General features: G+C 67.7%; 18 protein-coding genes. 9 read left to right on the forward strand and 9 right to left on the reverse strand.

Features of this window, described 5'->3' with window-relative positions; genetic code table 11:
- Positions 1–39: 39 nt before the first annotated feature.
- The gene (locus CXK94_RS00455) at positions 40–516 is read left to right on the forward strand and encodes a TIGR02444 family protein (RefSeq protein ID WP_037037886.1); all 477 of its coding nucleotides are present in this window, start codon (positions 40–42) and stop codon (positions 514–516) included.
- Here the strand turns inward: CXK94_RS00455 and CXK94_RS00460 are convergent.
- The 9 genes from CXK94_RS00460 to CXK94_RS00500 form a co-directional block, all read right to left on the reverse strand.
- Complete coding sequence (locus tag CXK94_RS00460; protein WP_102892865.1) at positions 492–1,217, reverse strand: AlgP family protein; 726 nt, start codon at positions 1,215–1,217, stop codon at positions 492–494. The genes CXK94_RS00455 and CXK94_RS00460 overlap by 25 nt on opposite strands.
- Before the next feature lie 130 nt (positions 1,218–1,347).
- Positions 1,348–1,812 carry an Rsd/AlgQ family anti-sigma factor gene (locus CXK94_RS00465; RefSeq protein WP_037042280.1) on the reverse strand — a complete coding sequence of 155 codons (465 nt, stop codon included), beginning with the start codon at positions 1,810–1,812 and terminating at the stop codon, positions 1,348–1,350.
- 266 nt (positions 1,813–2,078) lie between these two features.
- Positions 2,079–2,570 (reverse strand): disulfide bond formation protein B, encoded by a 492-nt coding sequence (locus tag CXK94_RS00470; protein ID WP_102892866.1) that lies wholly within the window; start codon positions 2,568–2,570, stop codon positions 2,079–2,081.
- Positions 2,571–2,693: 123 nt separating this feature from the next.
- Positions 2,694–3,911 carry a heme biosynthesis HemY N-terminal domain-containing protein gene (locus CXK94_RS00475; RefSeq protein WP_102892867.1) on the reverse strand — a complete coding sequence of 406 codons (1,218 nt, stop codon included), beginning with the start codon at positions 3,909–3,911 and terminating at the stop codon, positions 2,694–2,696.
- Positions 3,908–5,056 carry a uroporphyrinogen-III C-methyltransferase gene (locus CXK94_RS00480; RefSeq protein WP_102892868.1) on the reverse strand — a complete coding sequence of 383 codons (1,149 nt, stop codon included), beginning with the start codon at positions 5,054–5,056 and terminating at the stop codon, positions 3,908–3,910. The genes CXK94_RS00475 and CXK94_RS00480 overlap by 4 nt, the downstream gene beginning before the upstream one ends.
- A 16-nt stretch (positions 5,057–5,072) precedes the next feature.
- Positions 5,073–5,843 carry a uroporphyrinogen-III synthase gene (locus CXK94_RS00485; RefSeq protein WP_102892869.1) on the reverse strand — a complete coding sequence of 257 codons (771 nt, stop codon included), beginning with the start codon at positions 5,841–5,843 and terminating at the stop codon, positions 5,073–5,075.
- Positions 5,840–6,778, reverse strand: a complete 939-nt coding sequence (hemC, locus tag CXK94_RS00490) for a hydroxymethylbilane synthase (protein WP_037042272.1) — start codon at positions 6,776–6,778, stop codon at positions 5,840–5,842. The genes CXK94_RS00485 and hemC overlap by 4 nt, the downstream gene beginning before the upstream one ends.
- Positions 6,779–7,020: 242 nt before the next feature.
- Positions 7,021–7,767: a LytR/AlgR family response regulator transcription factor gene (locus tag CXK94_RS00495; protein ID WP_037042270.1), complete on the reverse strand. Its 747-nt coding sequence runs from the start codon at positions 7,765–7,767 to the stop codon at positions 7,021–7,023.
- Positions 7,764–8,822 carry a sensor histidine kinase gene (locus CXK94_RS00500; RefSeq protein WP_102892870.1) on the reverse strand — a complete coding sequence of 353 codons (1,059 nt, stop codon included), beginning with the start codon at positions 8,820–8,822 and terminating at the stop codon, positions 7,764–7,766. The genes CXK94_RS00495 and CXK94_RS00500 overlap by 4 nt, the downstream gene beginning before the upstream one ends.
- A 207-nt stretch (positions 8,823–9,029) precedes the next feature.
- Here CXK94_RS00500 and argH point away from each other — a divergent pair, with 207 nt between their 5' ends.
- The 8 genes from argH to CXK94_RS00545 all read left to right on the forward strand — a co-directional run bounded on the left by argH (position 9,030) and on the right by CXK94_RS00545 (position 17,773).
- Entirely contained in the window at positions 9,030–10,424 is a 1,395-nt protein-coding gene (gene argH / locus CXK94_RS00510) for an argininosuccinate lyase (RefSeq protein WP_102892871.1), read from the forward strand.
- A gap of 56 nt (positions 10,425–10,480) precedes the next feature.
- Positions 10,481–11,620, forward strand: a complete 1,140-nt coding sequence (locus CXK94_RS00515) for an NnrS family protein (RefSeq protein ID WP_102892872.1) — start codon at positions 10,481–10,483, stop codon at positions 11,618–11,620.
- Between the two features lie 91 nt (positions 11,621–11,711).
- The gene (locus CXK94_RS00520) at positions 11,712–12,239 is read left to right on the forward strand and encodes a hypothetical protein (protein WP_037042261.1); all 528 of its coding nucleotides are present in this window, start codon (positions 11,712–11,714) and stop codon (positions 12,237–12,239) included.
- A gap of 68 nt (positions 12,240–12,307) precedes the next feature.
- On the forward strand, positions 12,308–12,742 hold the full coding sequence (locus CXK94_RS00525; RefSeq protein ID WP_102892873.1) for a hypothetical protein: 435 nt from the start codon (positions 12,308–12,310) through the stop codon (positions 12,740–12,742).
- A gap of 221 nt (positions 12,743–12,963) precedes the next feature.
- Entirely contained in the window at positions 12,964–13,209 is a 246-nt protein-coding gene (locus tag CXK94_RS00530; RefSeq protein ID WP_037042259.1) for a TIGR02647 family protein, read from the forward strand.
- A gap of 163 nt (positions 13,210–13,372) precedes the next feature.
- On the forward strand, positions 13,373–16,192 hold the full coding sequence (locus CXK94_RS00535; protein ID WP_102892874.1) for a class I adenylate cyclase: 2,820 nt from the start codon (positions 13,373–13,375) through the stop codon (positions 16,190–16,192).
- A gap of 82 nt (positions 16,193–16,274) precedes the next feature.
- A complete protein-coding gene (locus CXK94_RS00540; protein ID WP_102892875.1) occupies positions 16,275–16,781 on the forward strand; it encodes a sigma-70 family RNA polymerase sigma factor in 507 nt (168 codons plus the stop codon).
- A gap of 68 nt (positions 16,782–16,849) precedes the next feature.
- On the forward strand, positions 16,850–17,773 hold the full coding sequence (locus tag CXK94_RS00545; RefSeq protein WP_180984371.1) for a FecR family protein: 924 nt from the start codon (positions 16,850–16,852) through the stop codon (positions 17,771–17,773).
- The last annotated feature ends 151 nt before the right edge of the window (positions 17,774–17,924 follow it).

The following is a 17,924-nucleotide window of genomic DNA, read 5'->3' on the forward strand; positions in this document are numbered from 1 at the left end:
GAAAGCCAACCGGGCGCCGACGAAAAAAAGGCGCACGCCATGCCCAATACCGATCTCTGGTCCTTCGCCCTCGCCTGCTACGCCCGCCCCGGCGTCGAGGACGCCTGCCTGGAACTGCAAGCCGGCGGGGCAGACGTCTGCCTGCTGCTCTGCGCGGCCTGGCTGCAGGCGCGCGGCATCGGGTGCAATGCGCCACGGCGGCAACGGCTCACGCGCCTGGCCATGCCCTGGCAGCGCCAGGTGGTGCAGCCGCTACGCCAGCTGCGTCAGGCCTGGCGCCCGTGCGCCGACGAAGACGCGACGCTGCAACCGCTGCGCGAAAAGCTGAAGGCGCTGGAACTCGAGGCGGAACGGGCGCTGCTGGTGAAACTCCAGGAAGCGAGCCAGGCCTGGCCGCCGGGTCCGGAGTCCGCGCAATGGCTGGCGCAGTTGCGCCCCGCGGGCGACTGCCGCGCGGCGCTGGAGATCCTGCGCCACGCGGCTCAGCAGACTCAGCTGGCGCTGCTTGGCGACTGAGGAGGCGTGGCAGCGGGCTTGGCTGCCGGCTTGCGTGCGGCGGGCTTTTTCGTTGCCGCCGGCTTGGCGGCGGGCTTGCTGGCCACCGGCTTGGCGCCGCCGGTGGCTTGGCGGGCCGCAGCCGGCCTGGTTCGGCTGCCGGCCGGCTTGCTGCGCGGCGGCGTCCCGGCGGCCGGTGCCGGCGTAGCGGCTGGTTTGGCGGCACGCGCGGCCGGCGCCGGCTTGCTCGCGCTCTTCGCCGCAGCCGCCGGTTTGGATGCGCCGCTGCGGGCCGCGGGTGCTTTGCTCGCGATCGGCTGGTTGCGTGCCTGCAACGCCTGGTCGGCGGCATCGGCAACCTGGCGGATGCCCTGGGCCAGCTTCAGGCTTTGCTCGGTGTCGCGCTTGAGTTCGGTGACGTACGTCAGGGTCTCGCTCTGACGCGTCTGCAGCAGCGCCAGCGATGCTTCCAGTTCGTCGATCCGGGCACGCGCCTTGGCCTGGGCCTTGACCTTGCCCGCACTGCCGGCGTCGTCCAGCTTGGCACGGGCCTTGAGCAATTTGTCCTGGACCTTGCCACGCTGCTTCTGCAGCTTGGCAAGCGAGTCCTCAGCTTCCTTTCGCGCCTGGGTACAGGCCTTGTCCAGATGGTCGATGAGGCTGTGCGAAAGCTGCTGCAGCAGATGCAGCGGAGTGGTGACCGACTTCTTCTTCGCGGGCATGAAAGTGCCTCCTGGCAGGATCGATGCCCCCATACTAGACGGCCTGCCAGGCAGCCGCCAGCCACCCGGAAAACCTCGCGCTCGGCGTACCGGCCTGACGCGAGCGATCCGGCAGCCGTGCGGCCGATACTCAGGCGGTAGCGGCGGCCTGCTTGTGCGCGTTGTGCAGCACTTCGATCAGGCAATCTTCCAGTTCGAAACGCTCGTGCAGCAGTTGGCCGAGCTGCCTGAGCTCATCGTCCAGGCCCGGACTGCCCAGGCAGTCGCCCTTCTCGCAACGGTCATTGAAGGCCAGTGCGACCTGAGTGATGGTTTCGATGCGCGGATATATCTGCTTCGCCAGTTCGATCCCGCGCACGTCGCCAAAGGCCTCGGCCTCGGCGAGCAATTGCTCGTAGATTTCGAAATGGCCGGCCGACACATAGTCGACCAGCAGTTCGCAGAACTTCTGCAATGCCTGGCGTGTAGCGCCATCGCGCTCCACATGCAGGTTGTCGAATGCGTTGATCAGTGCGTGACGTTCGTGCAGCCAGCGGTCGATCAGCAGATGCACACCACCCCAGCGTTCCTGGGCGTTCCGACAGCTTTCGAGCATGATGACCTCACTTCCCTAATCGATGATGCTTCTACGCCATTCCGAGACGTTTTTGTCTTTCGGTATCGGCCTTTGGGTGAGTGGCGGCAGCGAATGGCAAGATTCCGTCACCGCACGAGCAGACTATGCCGCGGCGCTCGAAGCATCAAGCAATGCCGACGAAATTTCCGCGCCGCCGCTGGAAGGCTCCCCCGAGGTGCCGTGCACCCTGGAAAAGAAGACCATACAACCGCAACGGGAGTTCGCCGTTAGGGAAAAGGATTGGTTCAGTCGCGACGCAGCAGCTGCCAGGCGCAGAGGATCGCCATGCCGATGAACGCCAGCAGGCTCCATTCCGGAATGCTCAGGCCCAGCAGGGTCCAGTTCACTTCCGCGCATTCGGCGGTGCCATGCAGCACCAGCCGGACGATCTCCTGGAACGGCAGCGCTTCCATCATGTATTCCAGGCTCGGCAGGCAGCTCGGCAACTGGTCGGCCGGAATGCTCTGCAACCAGATCTGCCGAATCGCCGTGGCGCCACCGGCAAGCACGAACAGCAACGCGAGTACCGCGTAGATCCTCCGGCCGACCCGCGCCGGCCCGTGGATGGCGGCCACCAGGCAGACCAGGCCGAAGCCGATGGTGCAGATGCGCTGCACGATGCACAGCGGGCAGGGCACCAGGCCCACGACGTGTTCCAGATAGAGCGCGACGACGATCAGCAGGGCGCTGCCGAGGAAGGCGAGAAGAAATAATGAACGAGGGCTGGCCAGGCGCATGATGGCTCCGCTAGCTGGGCTGGAAAAGTCCGCTACGGTAGTGGAAAGCGGGATCGCCTTACAAGCCGCGCCAGGGTCGTGCGCATGCGTCAGGCCCGCGGCATGGCGGACCTGACTAGTCGATCACAACGTGGCCGGAAGCGTACGGTCGAGCAGGCCGACGCCCTGCTGGAACAGGCGGTTGCTGCTTTCGGTATCGCCCAGCTGGGCCAGCAGGCGCGCCAGTTCGGCGCAGGTTTCCGGCCGATGATCGAAGCGCAGGCTCGCTTCCAGGTAATCGCGGGCCTTGCCCCACAGCTCGTTGCGCAGGCTCAGGCGCCCCAGCGCCAGCAGTAGCACGGCATTGTCCGGGTGGTCCTTCAACCAGGCTTCGGCCTGCGCGAGCTGGCGCGCCGGCTCGCGCCCGCGAACGCGGCCGTAGCGCTCCACCAGGCGCTCGTCGAACTGTCGCTTGATCGCCGCGAAGAGCACCTCTTCGGCCTTGGCCTCGGCGCCCAGGCGGTTCAGCCCATCCGCATAGGCACGCACCACCAGCGCCCCGCCACGCAGGGCGCTCGGTACCGTCTGCCAGCGTTGGTTGAGCACCTGCACGGCCTCCTCGGAGGGTTCCGCCGCTTGCCCGGCCTGCTCGATGGCAGCGGTCCAGGCGAGCACTTCCAGCTCGCCCAGGCGCGCCGGTGGCAATACCCGATGCTTGCGCAGTTCCGGCAGCAGCCGGCACAGCGCCGGCCAGTCCTCGAGCTGCACGTACAGCTGTTGCAGCAGCGCAAGCACGTAGGGATGACGCGGATGCTCATCCTGCAATGCGCTGAGCGAAGCACGCGCCTCGGCGTACTGGCCGCGGGCGATCTGCAGCTGCGCCTGGGTCAGGCCGATCGCCAGCGCCGCCTCGGGCTCGCGCTCCTGCGCCTTGCGCAGCAGCTCGTCGCTCTGCTCGTGTTCGCCCAGTTCGTTGGCGGCGCGCGCCGCGCCCAGGTAGTGCACCAGCGGCTGGCGATCGTTGTCCGCCGCCAGGCGCAGATGAGCGAGGGCGTGGCTCCACTGCCCCTCGGCCAGTTCCCGCAAGCCACGCCGCGAGGCGTTCTCGACCCGCCGGGCGCGGTGTCGGCGCGACCAGGGGTTGACCAGTGCGCCGGAGACCTGCAGCACACCAAGCAACCAGTGCAGCGCCACTGCCAGCAACCAGAGGCAGGCGACCAGCGCGAGGAAGACCCAGAAGCTCGACTCGTAACGGAAGCGGTCGTAGGTGATCAGCACATAGCCGGCGCTCTGGCTGATCGCCCAGCCGAGCAAGCCCGCGATGGCGAGCAGCAGAATGAGTACCAGGGCCAGGCGTTTCATGTGCGCTGCGCCTCCTGCTCGTCGGCCGCGGGTTCGGCTGGCGCGGCGCTTTCAGGTGTCTCCTGCTGCTGTACGTAGGCCTGCAGCGCCTTGAGCGCGGGCGCCAGGTCCGGCAGCGTCACCTGCACCTCGCGCCGCGACAGCGTCTCGATGCGCTCGCGCAGGCCGCGCGCCTGGCCGTTCTCCTCGCTGAAATGGTCCTGCAACAGCGCACTGGCCTGCTGCAGGGACTGCCGGTACACCTCGGCATTACCGTTGAGCACGGCCCACTGCGCCTGCTCGATGGCCAGCGACAGCGCCAGGCGCACCTGGCCCAGCGTCTGCCCCGCCAGCAGCGGCTTGACGTCGGCACTGGCATCGAAATCGACGCGCACGTAGCGGGTCAGCTCGTCCAGCCAGCGCTGCCAGCGGCTCTGCCCCGCAACCTCGGGCAACGCTTCGCCATTGACGAACTCCGGCGCCAGGGCGCTGAGCTGGCTGCTCTGCCCGCGCAGCGCGCCGAGCTGCAGGAACAGCCCGGTACGATCGAGTTCCGGCAGGCTGCGCAGCGCCTCCAGCCCTTCGAGCAGCTTCTGCCGGGTGGCATAGGCGCTCGGGTCGTCCTGCTTCTGCAGGATCAGGTCGGCCTCGTGCACCAGCATCTCGGCGCTCTTGACGTCCTGCATCGCCGACAGCTGCAGCATGGCCATGCGCAGCAGGTGTTCGGCCTCGGCCAGGCGCCATTGCTCGCGGCTGGCGCCGAGCACCTGCTCGACGCGACCGGAGAGCCGCTGCTGGTCGCTCTGCAGCGCGGCCAGCAGGCGCCGCCGCTCCTCCAGTTCGGCGGCCGAGGGCAGCTGTTCCAGCCGACCGAGGCGCGCGGCCAGTTGCTGATCGCTAGCCGCCAGTTGCCGAGTCTGTTCGCTGGCGCCCTGCAATGCCTGGAGCTGGCGATCTTCCTGGGCACCGAGCTGCTGCAATTGCCAGAGGCTGTAGCCACCCAGCGCGATGGCGCCGACACCGACCAGCAGCGCCAGCGCGGCCAGGGCTTTCCCAAGGCCACCGGCAGCAGGCTTGGATGGTTCGGACTGGACGGACTCGACGGCGGGAGTCGGCTCACTGGCAGGGGGTTGCAGCGGGTCTTTCTTGGAATCTGCTTCGCTCACGTTTCCATCCTTTGCATCAGGAAGCGGCCAGGGTGGTTTCCCGCAAGGCCGCCAGCAAGGCCGCGGCTCCTGCGCCACGGCAATCTACGATTCGTTTGGCGCCCAGCCGTCGAGCCATCTCGGCCACCCGCGGGCTGGGTACGAACAAGGGTAGCTCAACCACCTCGGGCCAGCTCTCGGCCGCCAGCTCGCGCAGCGACTGCAAACCCTGCCCACTGCTGACCACCAGGCCGTTGAGCCGTTCCGCTTCCAGGGTGGCGGCCAGGGCCCCCGGCGGATAGCTCGGCAGGTGGCGTCGATAGAGCTCGAGAATGTCCACCTGCACACCGCGGCTTCGCAACGTCTCGGCGAGGAATTCGCGACCGCCCTCGCCGCGCAGGATCAGCAGCTTCGGCTCCGGCCGGGCCAGCGCCTCGCTCAACCGTGGCAGGGCCAGCAGCGCCTCGCTGTCATCGCCATGCTGCGGCCAGCTCACATCCAGACCGTAGCCTTCGAGGATCGCGCCAGTGGCGGCACCGACGCTGAACCAGGCCTGGCCGAACGGCGGCTGCGGCCAGTAGCGGTCGAGCAGTTCGAGGCCCAGCCGCGCAGCCGGTTTGCTGACCACGACCACCGCGCAGTAGCGATCCAGTTCGAGGATCGTCGCACGTTGCTCGGCGGTTTCCGCCAGGGGCTCGATCGCCAGCAGCGGCAGGCTCGCACTGTGGATGCCGGCACCGGCCAGGGTCGCCGCCAGTGCGGCACACTCCTCGGCCGGCCGGGTCAACAGCAGGCGCCAGCCGCTCACGCGTGCCCGGCCTCGCCATAGACCGCCTTGAGGATCTGCTCGGCGCCCTGGGCCAGCAGGTCTTCGGCGACCCGCACACCCAGCGCCTCGGCCTCCGCGGCCGGTGCACGGCCTTCGGCGCGCAGCAGCAGGGTGCCGTCCGGCTGACCGACCAGGCCGCGCAGCCACAACTGTTCGCCTTCGAGCACCGCGTAGCAGGCGATCGGCACCTGGCAGCCGCCGTTCAGGCGCTTGTTCAGCGCACGTTCGGCCGTGACCCGGGTGGCGGTCGCAGGGTCGTTCAGGCAGGCCAGCAATTGGTGCAACTCGCTGTCGGCGGTACGGCACTCGATGCCCACGGCACCCTGGCCGCCGGCCGGCAGGCTCTCGTCGACGCCGATGCTGGAGCGGATGCGCTCGCCGAAGCCGAGCCGGATCAGGCCGGCGGCGGCGAGGATGATGGCGTCGTACTCGCCGGCATCGAGCTTGGCCAGGCGGGTGTTGACGTTGCCGCGCAGGAACTGGATCTTCAGGTCCGGCCGGCGCGCCAGCAGTTGCGCCTGGCGGCGCAGGCTGGAGGTGCCGACCACGCTGCCGGGCGGCAGCGCGTCGAGGCTGTCGAAACGGTTGGAGACGAAGGCGTCGCGCGGGTCTTCGCGCTCGCAGATGCAGTACAGGCCGAGCCCGGCGGGAAACTCCATCGGCACGTCCTTCATCGAATGCACGGCGATGTCCGCCTCGTTTTCCAGCAGCGCGGTTTCCAGTTCCTTGACGAACAGGCCCTTGCCGCCGATCTTCGCCAGCGGCGCATCGAGCAGCTTGTCGCCGCGGCTGACCATCGGCACCAGGCTGACCTTCAGCCCCGGATGCGACGCCTCCAGGCGCGCCTTGACGTATTCGGCCTGCCACAGGGCCAGGGCACTCTTGCGGGTGGCGATGCGAATTTCGCGAGACATGGGGCAATTCCAAAGCAGATGAACTGCCGGCGATGATAACAGGCCCGGTGCGCGGACTGGGCTGGCCGGGATCAAGGAAAGCAGCCGGAAGCCGGAAGCCGGAAGCCGGAAGCCGGAAGCCGGAAGCCGGAAGCCGGAAGCCGGAAGCCGGAAGCGAATCAGGGTGCGATTTAGCGCCGAAGCGCCGTCAAGCTCGTTCCGCTTTTACTTCACGCTTCCAGCTTCAGGCTTCAAGCCGCTTCTCAGAGATTCTGCATCAGCTTGCGCACGCCGGCGACGTGCCGACGGCTGACCGTCAGCGCTTCGCCATTGAGCCCCTTGAGGAACAGCTGGAAGTGCCCCAGCGGGGTGCGCTGCAGGCGCTCGATGCGGTCACGGAACACCAGTGCATTGCGGTGAATGCGCACGAAGCGTTCGCCGAACTCGTCTTCCAGCGACTTCAACGGCTCGTCCAGCAGCACCTCGCCCCCCTCGTGGCGCAGGGTGACGTACTTGTGATCGGCGATGAAATAGATCACCTGATCCAGCGGAATCAGCTCGATGCCCTTGCGGGTGCGCGCGCTGATATGGCTGCGTGGCCCGGCGCCGGACACCGCCGCCGGCCGCGTCAGCGCCGCGAGCTGTACCCGGTTGGGGCGCTCGGCTTTCCTCAGGGCCTCGCTCAGGTGCTCGGGGCGCACCGGCTTGACCAGGTAGCCGACCGCGCTGACCTGGAAGGCTTCGAGGGCGAATTCGTCATGGGCCGTACAGAAGATCACGGCCGGCGGTGCATCCATCTCGCAGAGCCTGGCCGCAACCTGCAGGCCATCGAGCCCGGGCATGCGGATATCCAGCAGCACGATATCCGGGCGCAACTCTTCGATCAGGGCGAGGGCCTCCTCACCGTTGCTGGCGGCAGGTTCGAGGACACGATAACCGTCGAGGTCACCTACCAGTCGGCTGAGGCGCTCGCGGGCTAGAGGTTCGTCATCGACAATCAGGACATTCATAGAGTTCTGGCTTCCTGCATTCGTCTCGCACATGGATAGCGTAGACAGGTGTAATGGCGGCCATCACGGCGCTCCACGCTGAGACTCGCTTGCGGGCCGAAAAGTGCCGCTAATCGTGCGTCGATATTGTGCAAACCCTGCCGCGTACCGCGCGAAGCCTGTGTTTGAGCGGTCTCGTCGAAGGGGTTGCTGACTTCCAGCTGAAACACGCCATCGACATAATCGGCCGTTACGCCGACCACACCGCCCTCGATGCGTGGCTGGATGCCGTAGACCAGCGCGTTCTCCAGCAGCGGCTGCAGGGTGAGCTGCGGGATCGGCAGATCGTCCGGCACGCCGTCGACCTGCCACTGCATGCGCAGGCGCTCGCCAAGACGGTATTGCTCGATCGACAGATAGCGTCGCGACAATTCCAACTCCTCGCTCCAGGTCACCAGAGTGCCGGGGCGCGCCAGGCTGGCGCGAAACAGGTCGGACAGGTCCAGCACCGCCTGCTCGGCCTTGGCCGGGTCGCTGGCGACCAGGCAGGCGATGCTGTTCAGGCTGTTGAACAGGAAATGCGGGCGAATCCGTGCCTGTAGCGATTCGATCCGCGCACGCAGTTCGGCCTGTTCCTGGCGCCGCCATTGGCTCTGCAGATAGAAATAGCGTAGCAGCAGACCGGACATGATCAGGCTGATCAGTGCATGACGCAGGTACAGGTTGACCTCGCCGGTGCGCGACAATGGCCCGCCGAGCTCGTAGATGTCCGCCACCGCGGTGCAGGCGAGGGTCAGCCCCACCACCAGCAGGCAACACACCAGCCCCGCCAGCGAGGCCCGCAACCGCGCCAGCAGCGGGCGCAGCAGGCACATGGTGCCGGCCGACAGCAGCACGATCCACTGCACGAACAGCGAGGTCAGCGCCAGGCGCATCCAGTCGAAGCCCGGCTGCATCGGCTCGGCCAGCACCAGCACCAGTACCAGCAGCTCGGCGAGCAGCACCAGACCGAGCAACGCCTCTGGCTGGCACAACTCGGGCACGAAGAATTCATCGGATACGGCAGTGGATTTCACAGGTTCGGCCCGTCGGTTGGCATGCCCGGCAGTTTCCTTGCGCGCCCCGGCAACGGCAAGCCGGGCACTGGCCGCCGGCGGCGGAAAAACGCGGATTTGCCAGCCAGCTCACCCTTCGCGGCGGCCCGTCACCGCATCCGACAGTCCAAGGAACCCTGCTATCATCGCCGCTTTCCTCCAGCTTCCGGATTTTCAGCGAGCGCATTCATGAGCACCGACAAGACCAACCAGTCCTGGGGCGGCCGTTTCAGCGAGCCCGTCGACGCCTTCGTCGCCCGATTCACCGCCTCCGTCGAGTTCGACAAGCGCCTCTACCGCCACGACATCATGGGCTCGATCGCCCACGCCACGATGCTGGAAAAGGCCGGCGTGCTGAGCCGCGATGAGCGCGACCAGATCATCGCCAACCTCAAGGACATCCAGGCCGAGATCGAGGCCGGCACCTTCGACTGGCGCGTCGACCTGGAAGACGTGCACATGAACATCGAGGCGCGGCTGACCGACCGCATCGGCATCGTCGGCAAGAAGCTGCACACCGGACGCAGCCGCAACGACCAGGTGGCCACCGACATCCGTCTTTGGCTGCGCGACGAGATCGACCAGATCCTCGGCGAGATCACCCGCCTGCAGCAGGGCCTGCTGGGCCTGGCCGAAGCCGAGGCGGGCACCATCATGCCCGGCTTCACCCACCTGCAGACCGCCCAGCCGGTGACCTTCGGCCATCACCTGCTGGCCTGGTTCGAGATGCTCAGCCGCGACTACGAGCGCCTGGTCGACTGCCGCAAGCGCACCAACCGCATGCCACTGGGCTCGGCCGCGCTGGCCGGCACCACCTACCCGATCCAGCGCGAGATCACCTGCCAGTTGCTCGGTTTCGAAGCGATCTCCGGCAACTCGCTGGATGGCGTCTCGGATCGCGACTTCGCCATCGAATTCTGCGCCGCCGCCTCCGTGGCGATGATGCACCTGTCGCGCTTCTCCGAGGAGCTGGTGCTCTGGACCAGCGCCCAGTTCCAGTTCATCGACCTGCCGGATCGCTTCTGCACCGGCTCCTCCATCATGCCGCAGAAGAAGAACCCGGACGTGCCCGAGCTGGTACGCGGCAAGACCGGCCGCGTGTTCGGCGCGCTGACCGGCCTCTTGGCGCTGATGAAGGGCCAGCCGCTGGCGTACAACAAGGACAACCAGGAAGACAAGGAACCGCTGTTCGACGCCGCCGACACCCTGCGCGACAGCTTGCGCGCGTTCGCCGACATGATTCCGGCGATCCGTCCGAAGCGCGAGGTCATGCGCGAGGCGGCGCTGCGCGGCTTCTCCACCGCCACCGATCTCGCCGACTACCTGGTGCGCAAGGGCCTGCCGTTCCGCGACTGCCACGAGATCGTCGGCCACGCGGTGAAATACGGCGTGGACAGCGGCAAGGACCTGGCCGAGATGAGCCTCGACGAGCTGCGTCGCTTCAGCGACCAGATCGGCGACGACGTGTTCGCCGTGCTGACCCTGGAGGGCTCGGTGAACGCCCGCGACCATATCGGCGGCACCGCCCCGGCGCAGGTGCGCGCCGCCGTCGAACGCGGCCGGGCGCTGCTCGCCAGCCGCTGACCGCTGCCGGTGACGGGGCGCCCGCCCCGTCACGCATTCCTCGGAGGAGGTGCGCAATGCACCCGCGCAAACCGCGCCTGCCCTTCGCCAACGCCTGCTTCTTCCCCGCGGCCGCGCTGTATGCGGCGCTGCTGTTGCCCTGGTCGGTGCTGAGCCTGCTCGGCCTGGTTCCGCTCCTGCCGGGCCTGGCCACACCCGCCGGGCACGCCCATGAAATGCTCTTCGGTTTCGCCCTGGCGGTGATCGCCGGCTACCTGCTCGGCCCGCAGCCACTGCGCCTGACCCTGGCCCTGCTCGGCTGCTGGTCGCTGGCGCGCGTCAGTTTCCTGCTCTGGCCGGGCTCGTGGCTGACGCTGGCGAGCGCCGTGCTGTTCGCCGCCGGGCTCGCCTGGAAGGTGCTGCCGCGCTTTCTCGGCGCGGCGAAGAAATGGCGCAACCAGACGGTCGCCCCGGTGGTCGGCGGCCTGAGCCTGCTCAGCGCCAGCGCCGGGATCGCCTTTTCCCGGGGCTTCGCCTGGCCGCTGCTCAGCGAAGGCCTGCTGCTGATCGCCGTGCTGCTGTTCTTCATGGGCGGACGGATCATCGCACCGGCGATCGCCGGGCACGCGCAGAGCCAGGGCCGCGCGCAGGCTGCACGCGTGCAACCACGCCTGGAGGGAACGGTACTGGTCCTGCTGCTACTCGCCGCGCTGCTGAAACCGCTGCCCTGGCCACCGCTGGAACGCCTGACCGGCGCCCTGCTGGTCGCCGCCAGCGTGCTCACCGCGATCCGCCTGCTGCGCTGGCGGCCCTGGCGCTGCGGCACGCGGGCGGACCTGCTGGTATTGCTGCTCGGCTATGCCTGGCTGGCCATCGGCCTGCTGCTGCTCGGGCTGGGTACGCTGCTGCCGGCGCTGCCACAGACTGCGACGCTGCATGCGCTGAGCGTCGGTGCACTGGGCAGCCTGACCTTCGGCGTGATGGCGCGCACCTGGCTGACCCAGCGCTGGCGCGATGCCAACGCCAGGCCGTGGATTCATCCGCCGGTGCTGCTGATCAGCCTCGCCGCGCTGGCGCGGGTAGTGCCGGCGCTGCTGGGGCTGGCGCAGCCGGGCTGGCTGCTGTTCGCCGCGGCCTGCTGGTCGCTGGCCTTCGCGGCACTGCTGGTTCTGCTCTGGCAGAACCGCGGCGCGCGCCATCGCCCAGACGACCGCTGAGCCGCCCACCGGAACTCTCGGCCGGCACGCTTGACCTACCAAGCAACCGCTGGCGAATCCGCCAGTGCCCGTCGAACCCAGCGGAACCGGCATGACCGACCTGCGCACCCTGTTGCTGAACCAGGACACCCAAGGCGGCGAACTCTTCGAGTCGCCCAAGGAACGTCTGGCCTTCTATCGCTCGGAGATCCACTTCGAGTCGTCGCTGCTGGCCGATCGCACCAACGCCTACCTGGCCTCGCAATCCTTCCTGATGATCGCCTTCGCCTCGTCGATGGCCAACAGCAATCCGGACTGGGGCAACCTGTTCCGCCTGGTGGTTCCGGCGGTGCTGGCCATCCTCGGGCTGGTGACGTCGCTGCATGCGATGCCGGGCATCAAGGCCAACTTCGATGTCATCGAACGCTGGCACCAGAAGCAGGCCGAGCTGCTGCAACTGGAAGGGCGCGTCGGCATGCTGCCGAACAACGAATCGGCGCTGTTCGGCGAGGGCAACAGCCCCGTCGGCGGCAAGCGCTACAAACGGACGCTGCTGTTCTCGCTGCGCACGCCGGTCATCTTCTCGCTGGTCTGGACCGCGTTCGGGTTGCTCTGCCTGGCGCTGAGCTTCATGGACTGACAGCGCCCCGCCCGGCTCGAGTTGCGCCCCTGGCGCGCCTAGGAGCCAGCAGCTATCGAGGAAACCCCATGTCCGACACAGACCGTCCACGCTTTCGCGTCAGCGCCGATCGCCAGACCGCCCATCGACGGGTACGCTACGTCGAGACCAGCCGCCCGGACGACGGCAGCTGCACCCTTTGCCAGCTGGATCAAGCGAATCCGGCCATCCTCGACGAGACGCCTGCCATGACGCACGACACCCGGGACAGCGAAGAAGACGAAGCCTTCGCCGAAGCCACCCTGATCCAGGCCATCGAGAACCAGCTCGAAGCTGGCGAACCGGCGGCCACCCAGGCCACGCTGAACAAGCTCACGCTGGTCGGCTACGAACGCGAGGAAAGCCTGCAGATGATGGCGCTGGTACTGGCCCATGAAATCCGCGGCATGCTCAGCGAGGATCGCCCCTTCGACGGCGCCGCCTACGAGGCCATGCTGCGCAACCTGCCGGACATGCCCGAATAGGGCCCGGCAAAGTCCCATCGTGGCTTGTAGGAGCCAGCTTGCTGGCGATCCGCCGCAACGCCGATGATCGCCGGCAAGGACTCCCCCGGGCGCCTACGGGTCGGTGTGCACATGCAGGGTGCCCTTCCGACCGCCATCTCCTGGACCTGGATCAAGGCAGCCCCGCCGACAGCATCTACACTCAGCGGACAGGGCAACCGCCCACCATCCGAGGAGCGAGCATGTCGTACACCCCTGAGTTGGTCGCCGAACTGGAAGTCCTTCGACAGTTCAACCTGGAAAATCTGCAGGAGGGCCTCAAGGTTCACCACGATGCCAGTCCCGCCACCATCGCCGCCTTCGCGCGCCTGCACGCCAAGGGCCTGATCACCCAGGCCGACGGCGGCTATCTCACCAGCCTCGGCCGCGACGCGGCCGAGCAGACGCAAACGCTGCTGACCATCCTCGGCGAAGCCGCGACCGCCTGAGCGGCAACGGCGGCGCGCGCCGCTTTTGCATTTCGTGGTCCGGGGCACGGATAATGCCGGCCCCGGGCAATGGCCGCGACCGTTCGGCGGAACCCTTGGCAGCGCCCTCAAGCGCCACGCCGGCCAGCCGATGACCAGAGGTTAGCCGCCTGCACGAACCATCATGATCCGCACGCAGAAAATCCACCCGATCCTCGAAGAAGGCATCGATCGCAAGGTGCTGGCCACGCTTCGCACGCGCTTCCTGGCGGTCAATGGCCAGCGCCTGGATCGTGCACTACAGGCGATGTCGACGCGCCAGCAGCAGGTGCTCAAGCTCCTGCCGCTGCTGTTTCACGTCAACCACCCGATCCTGCCCGGCTACGTTTCGGCCACCGCGCCCGCCGGGCTCGCCGGCTTCGAACCGGACGCCGAACAGCTGGCCGAGGCGCAGCGCCTGAGCCGCTCGTTCGCCTACAAGCCCCTGCGCGGCAAGCCGCCCCAGCCGATCCTCGGGCTGTTCCTGATGGGCAGCCTGGGCACCGTCGCCCAGGACGAACACAGTGACCTCGATGTCTGGGTCTGCCACGATCCGGCGCTCGACGCCCGGCAGCTCGAGGAGCTGGGGCGCAAGTGCGAGGCTCTGCGTGCCTGGGCGGCAAGCCAGGGCAGCGAGGCGCACTTCTTCCTGGTCGACCCGCAGCGTTTCACCCAAGGCCAGCGCGAAGCACAGCTGACCTCCGACGACTGCGGCACTACCCAGCACTATCTGCTGCTGGACGAGTTCTACCGCACGGCGCTCTGGCTCGGCGGGCGTACCCCGCTCTGGTGGCTGGTGCCGGCCTACGAGGAACACCGTTACGACGACTACGTGGCGACGTTGCTGGCCAAGCGCTTCGTCCGTGAAGAGGACGTGCTCGACCTCGGCCATCTCGGCCTGGTGCCACCCGGCGAATTCGTCGGCGCCGGGCTCTGGCAGCTCTACAAGGCCATCGACGCGCCCTACAAGTCGCTGTTCAAGCTGCTGCTGGTGGAGGTCTACGCCAGCCAGCATCCACGCTTGCGCTGTCTCGCCCTGGATTTCAAGCAGGCGATCTATGACGGGCACGCCGAGCTGGACGAACTCGACCCCTACATTGCCGCCTATGGCGCCATCGAGCGCTATCTGGGCGAACGCGGCGACCACGAACGCCTGGAACTGGCGCGGCGCTGCCTGTACCTGAAGATCAACCGGCCACTCAGCCGCCCGCCGCGCAACCGCCACAAGAGCTGGCAGCGTCGTCTGCTCGAGCGCCTGGTCCTGGCCTGGCGCTGGGACGAGCGGCAGCTCGCCCTGCTCGACAATCGCAACCAGTGGAAGGTCCGCCAGGTCAGCCAGGAGCGCCGCGCGCTGGTCAACGAGCTGACCTACGGCTACCGCTTCCTCAACGACTTCCCCCGCCGCCTGCAGGCCGCCAGCCCGCTCAACAGCCGTGATCTCGGCGTACTCGGCCGCCGGCTGTACGCCGCCATCGAGCGCAAGGCCGGCAAGGTCGAAGTGGTCAACCTCGGCATCTCGCCGGACATGGCCGAAGACAGCCTGACTCTGGTGCACGGCTACGACGCCGCCGGCGAGGTGCATTGGTCGCTCTACCAGGGCAGCCTCACGCCCCAGCAATGGCCGGACTTCGCTCCGCTCAAGCGCTCCCGCGAATTGCTGGCGCTGCTCGCCTGGTGCCACCGCAATGGCGTGGTCGATGCCGGTACCCACCTGGCGCTGTTCCCTGGCGACAGCGGCCTGAGCGAGCCGGAGCTGTTCGCACTGCTCAGCGACCTGCGTCGTGCGCTGCCGATGCCGCTGCCCCAGGTCGGCGAAGAGGCGCTGCTGGCCAGCAGCAGACCCAGCCGGGTGCTCTTGCTGATCAATGTCGGCATCGATCCCATGACGCTCCAGGCCGATGCGGCGAACGCCGAGCCATCCGGCCAGGTCGTGACGCCGGAGAATCTGGTGCTGAGCATCGACCAGGTCACGCTGAACAGCTGGAACGAGCTGCTGGTGACCCGCTACGAAGGTCCGCAGGCGCTTGCCCAATGCCTGCGCGAATACCTCGCCAGCCTGCTGGGCGATGACCGGCGGCCCGAACTGCAGGTGTTCTGCTTCGCACGCAACCGGGGCCAGGCCATCGCCCGGCGGGTCCAGGAAATCTTCGATGATGCCCGCCAGGTCTTCGCCGCCGATCACTGTCGCTACCTGCTGCAGGTGCGCCAGCATTTTCACCTGCTGCGCCGCGTAGCCGGCGACATCAGCCTGGCCAGCCTCAACGACCGGCCGGCCCTGCTCGAACACCTGGGCGAGGCGCACCACGTCTTCAGCCCGATCCGCCTCGACCGCCAGGCGCTGGCCGGCGACGATCTGGCGCTGATCCTGCCGCTCGGACGCCCGGACTGCCTGCAGGTGTTCTACCGCAGCGCCGGTGAAAGCGCCGAACTCAGCGTGCTCGACGAATGCAACGCGCTGTGGCGCCAGCAACTGCCCTATCGCGACGAACAACGCCTGCTGATGCCTTTGCTGCGCTTCCTGCAATCGCTGGCCTACCGGCGCAATGCCCAGTGGCCGCTGGGCGAAGGCCTGGCACCGAACACGCTGGAGATTCACGTCCACCGCATCCTTCGTGACCAGGACGGGGGTATGCGGCTGGAACCTCGGCCCGCGCCGCAAGGGGAAGTCAGCGATCCGTTCTACGACGTCCAGGCCATCATCGAGCCGGGCGACCAGGGCCGCTCGCAGGTCACGCTGTACTGCAACCACCAGGAGTTTTCCGGGTTGGAATACGGTGCCGAGCTATTCGCCACGGTGGCGCGCTACATCCTCGCGCGCCGGCGCAATGGCGAGCGCTACCCCTGCTACATCACCGACCTCGACCTCACCGGCCTGCACGGCACGGGGCGCAGCCAGACCGTGCAGCACCTGCGCTACAAGTCACGGCTGGAAGCGGCACTGAACCTGGCGCTCAGGAGCAGATGAGAATAACTAGCATTTGATAACAATTTTCCTTCACGCCAGGATCGCCACGCCAACGGGCTGCGCCCCAACCAGAGCATCCATCGTGAACGAGCCAGGCAACAGTACCGATCTGTTCGTGAACCATCGCAACGCACTCGTGGATTACGCGGCGCCGATCACCGGCTGCCGCGCCGAGGCCGAGGAAGTCGTGCAGGAGGCCTGGGTACGTTTCAGCCAGGCCGAACGCGACCATCTCGCGCAGCCGCTGGCCTATCTCTATCGCATCGTGCGCAACCTGTCGCTGGACCTGGTTCGCCGCGCCGGCAACGTGCAACGCCAGGAAGATGCCGACGATCTGCTCGCCGAACTGCCGGCGAGTACCCCCTCCCCCGAACAGCAGCTGTGCCAGCAGGACGAGCTGCGCCTGATCGCCGAGGCGCTGGCACGGCTGCCGGAACGCACCCGCATCGCCTTCGAAATGCACCGGCTGGGTGGCTATACCCTGCAGCAGATCGCCGCGCACCTCGGCATCTCCATCGGCCTCGCGCACCAGTTGGTGCGAACCGCGCTCAGCCACTGCGCAGCCAGCCTGGACGATGGGGCATGCTGATGCGCCGCCCCCCGCAAACGCCCCCAACGGCGGGCAACCCACAGACCTCGAACGCGATGAGCGCCACGATGAAGGACCTTCCTCGCCCGGACCCGAACTGGAACAGCGCCATGGAATGGCTGCTCTGGATTCAGGAATCGCCGGACGACGAAGAGCTGCGCGCGGCCTGTCGCGCCTGGCAGCAGGCCTCTCCCGCCCATGCCCGGGCCTGGCAGCGGGCCGAGCGGGTCTGGCGCCTCAGCGGCCAGTTGCCACGCACCAGCCATCGGCGCTGGCCCGGTATGCGCCGGCGCCGGTTCGCAGTCATCGGCAGCGCCCTCGCCGCCTGTCTGGCCTTGCTCATGGTGCTGCTGCCGTGGCACGGGCATGGCGAGCTGGACAACGGCAAGGGCGCGCCGCGGCAACTGGTCCTGGAGGATGGCAGCCGGGTCTGGCTGAAGGGCGGCAGCGCCATCCGGCCCCGCTTCGACGACGATCACCGCCATCTGGACCTGCTGCAGGGCGAAGTCTTTTTCGAGGTCACTCCCGATGCTTCGCGCCCCTTCACCGTGCAGGCCGGCGACAGCCGCGTCGAAGTCACCGGCACCGCCTTCTCCGTAGCCCTGCAGGGGCCGACGTTGAGCGTCGCCGTCGAACATGGCTCGGTGCGCGTCGAGGACCCGCGGCGCAATACCCGACTCAAGGGCGGCGACCGCATGCGTCTGGACACCCGCGACGGACTGCGCATGCGCGACCGCGTCATGCCGGCACGCGTGGCCGCCTGGCGCCGCGGCGAACTGATCGCCGAAGACCAGCCGATCGGCGAACTGCTGGAGCAGTTGCGGCCGCATTATGCCGGCTGGATCCTGCTGCAGGACCCGGCGCTGGCCAACGAGCGCGTCACCGGCCGGTACGACCTGCAACATCCGCAGGCCGCGCTGCAGGCGTTGGTCCAACCCCATGGCGGCCGAGTGGAAAGCTGGTCGCCCTACCTGCTGGTGATCCGCCGCTGACGGGCCGTTGAAAAGCTTTGCCCGCGTCAGGCCTTGCTGGGGAATCGGGCACGGATTTCCTGCAGCAGCCGGTGTTCGAGCCATTGATCGATCGCACACTGACGTGTTGGGCTTCGTCGCTACGCTCCTCAGCCCAACCTACGCGCCCGAC

The organism is Stutzerimonas stutzeri (genome assembly GCF_002890915.1).
Taxonomy (GTDB): Bacteria; Pseudomonadota; Gammaproteobacteria; order Pseudomonadales; family Pseudomonadaceae; genus Stutzerimonas; species Stutzerimonas stutzeri_AF.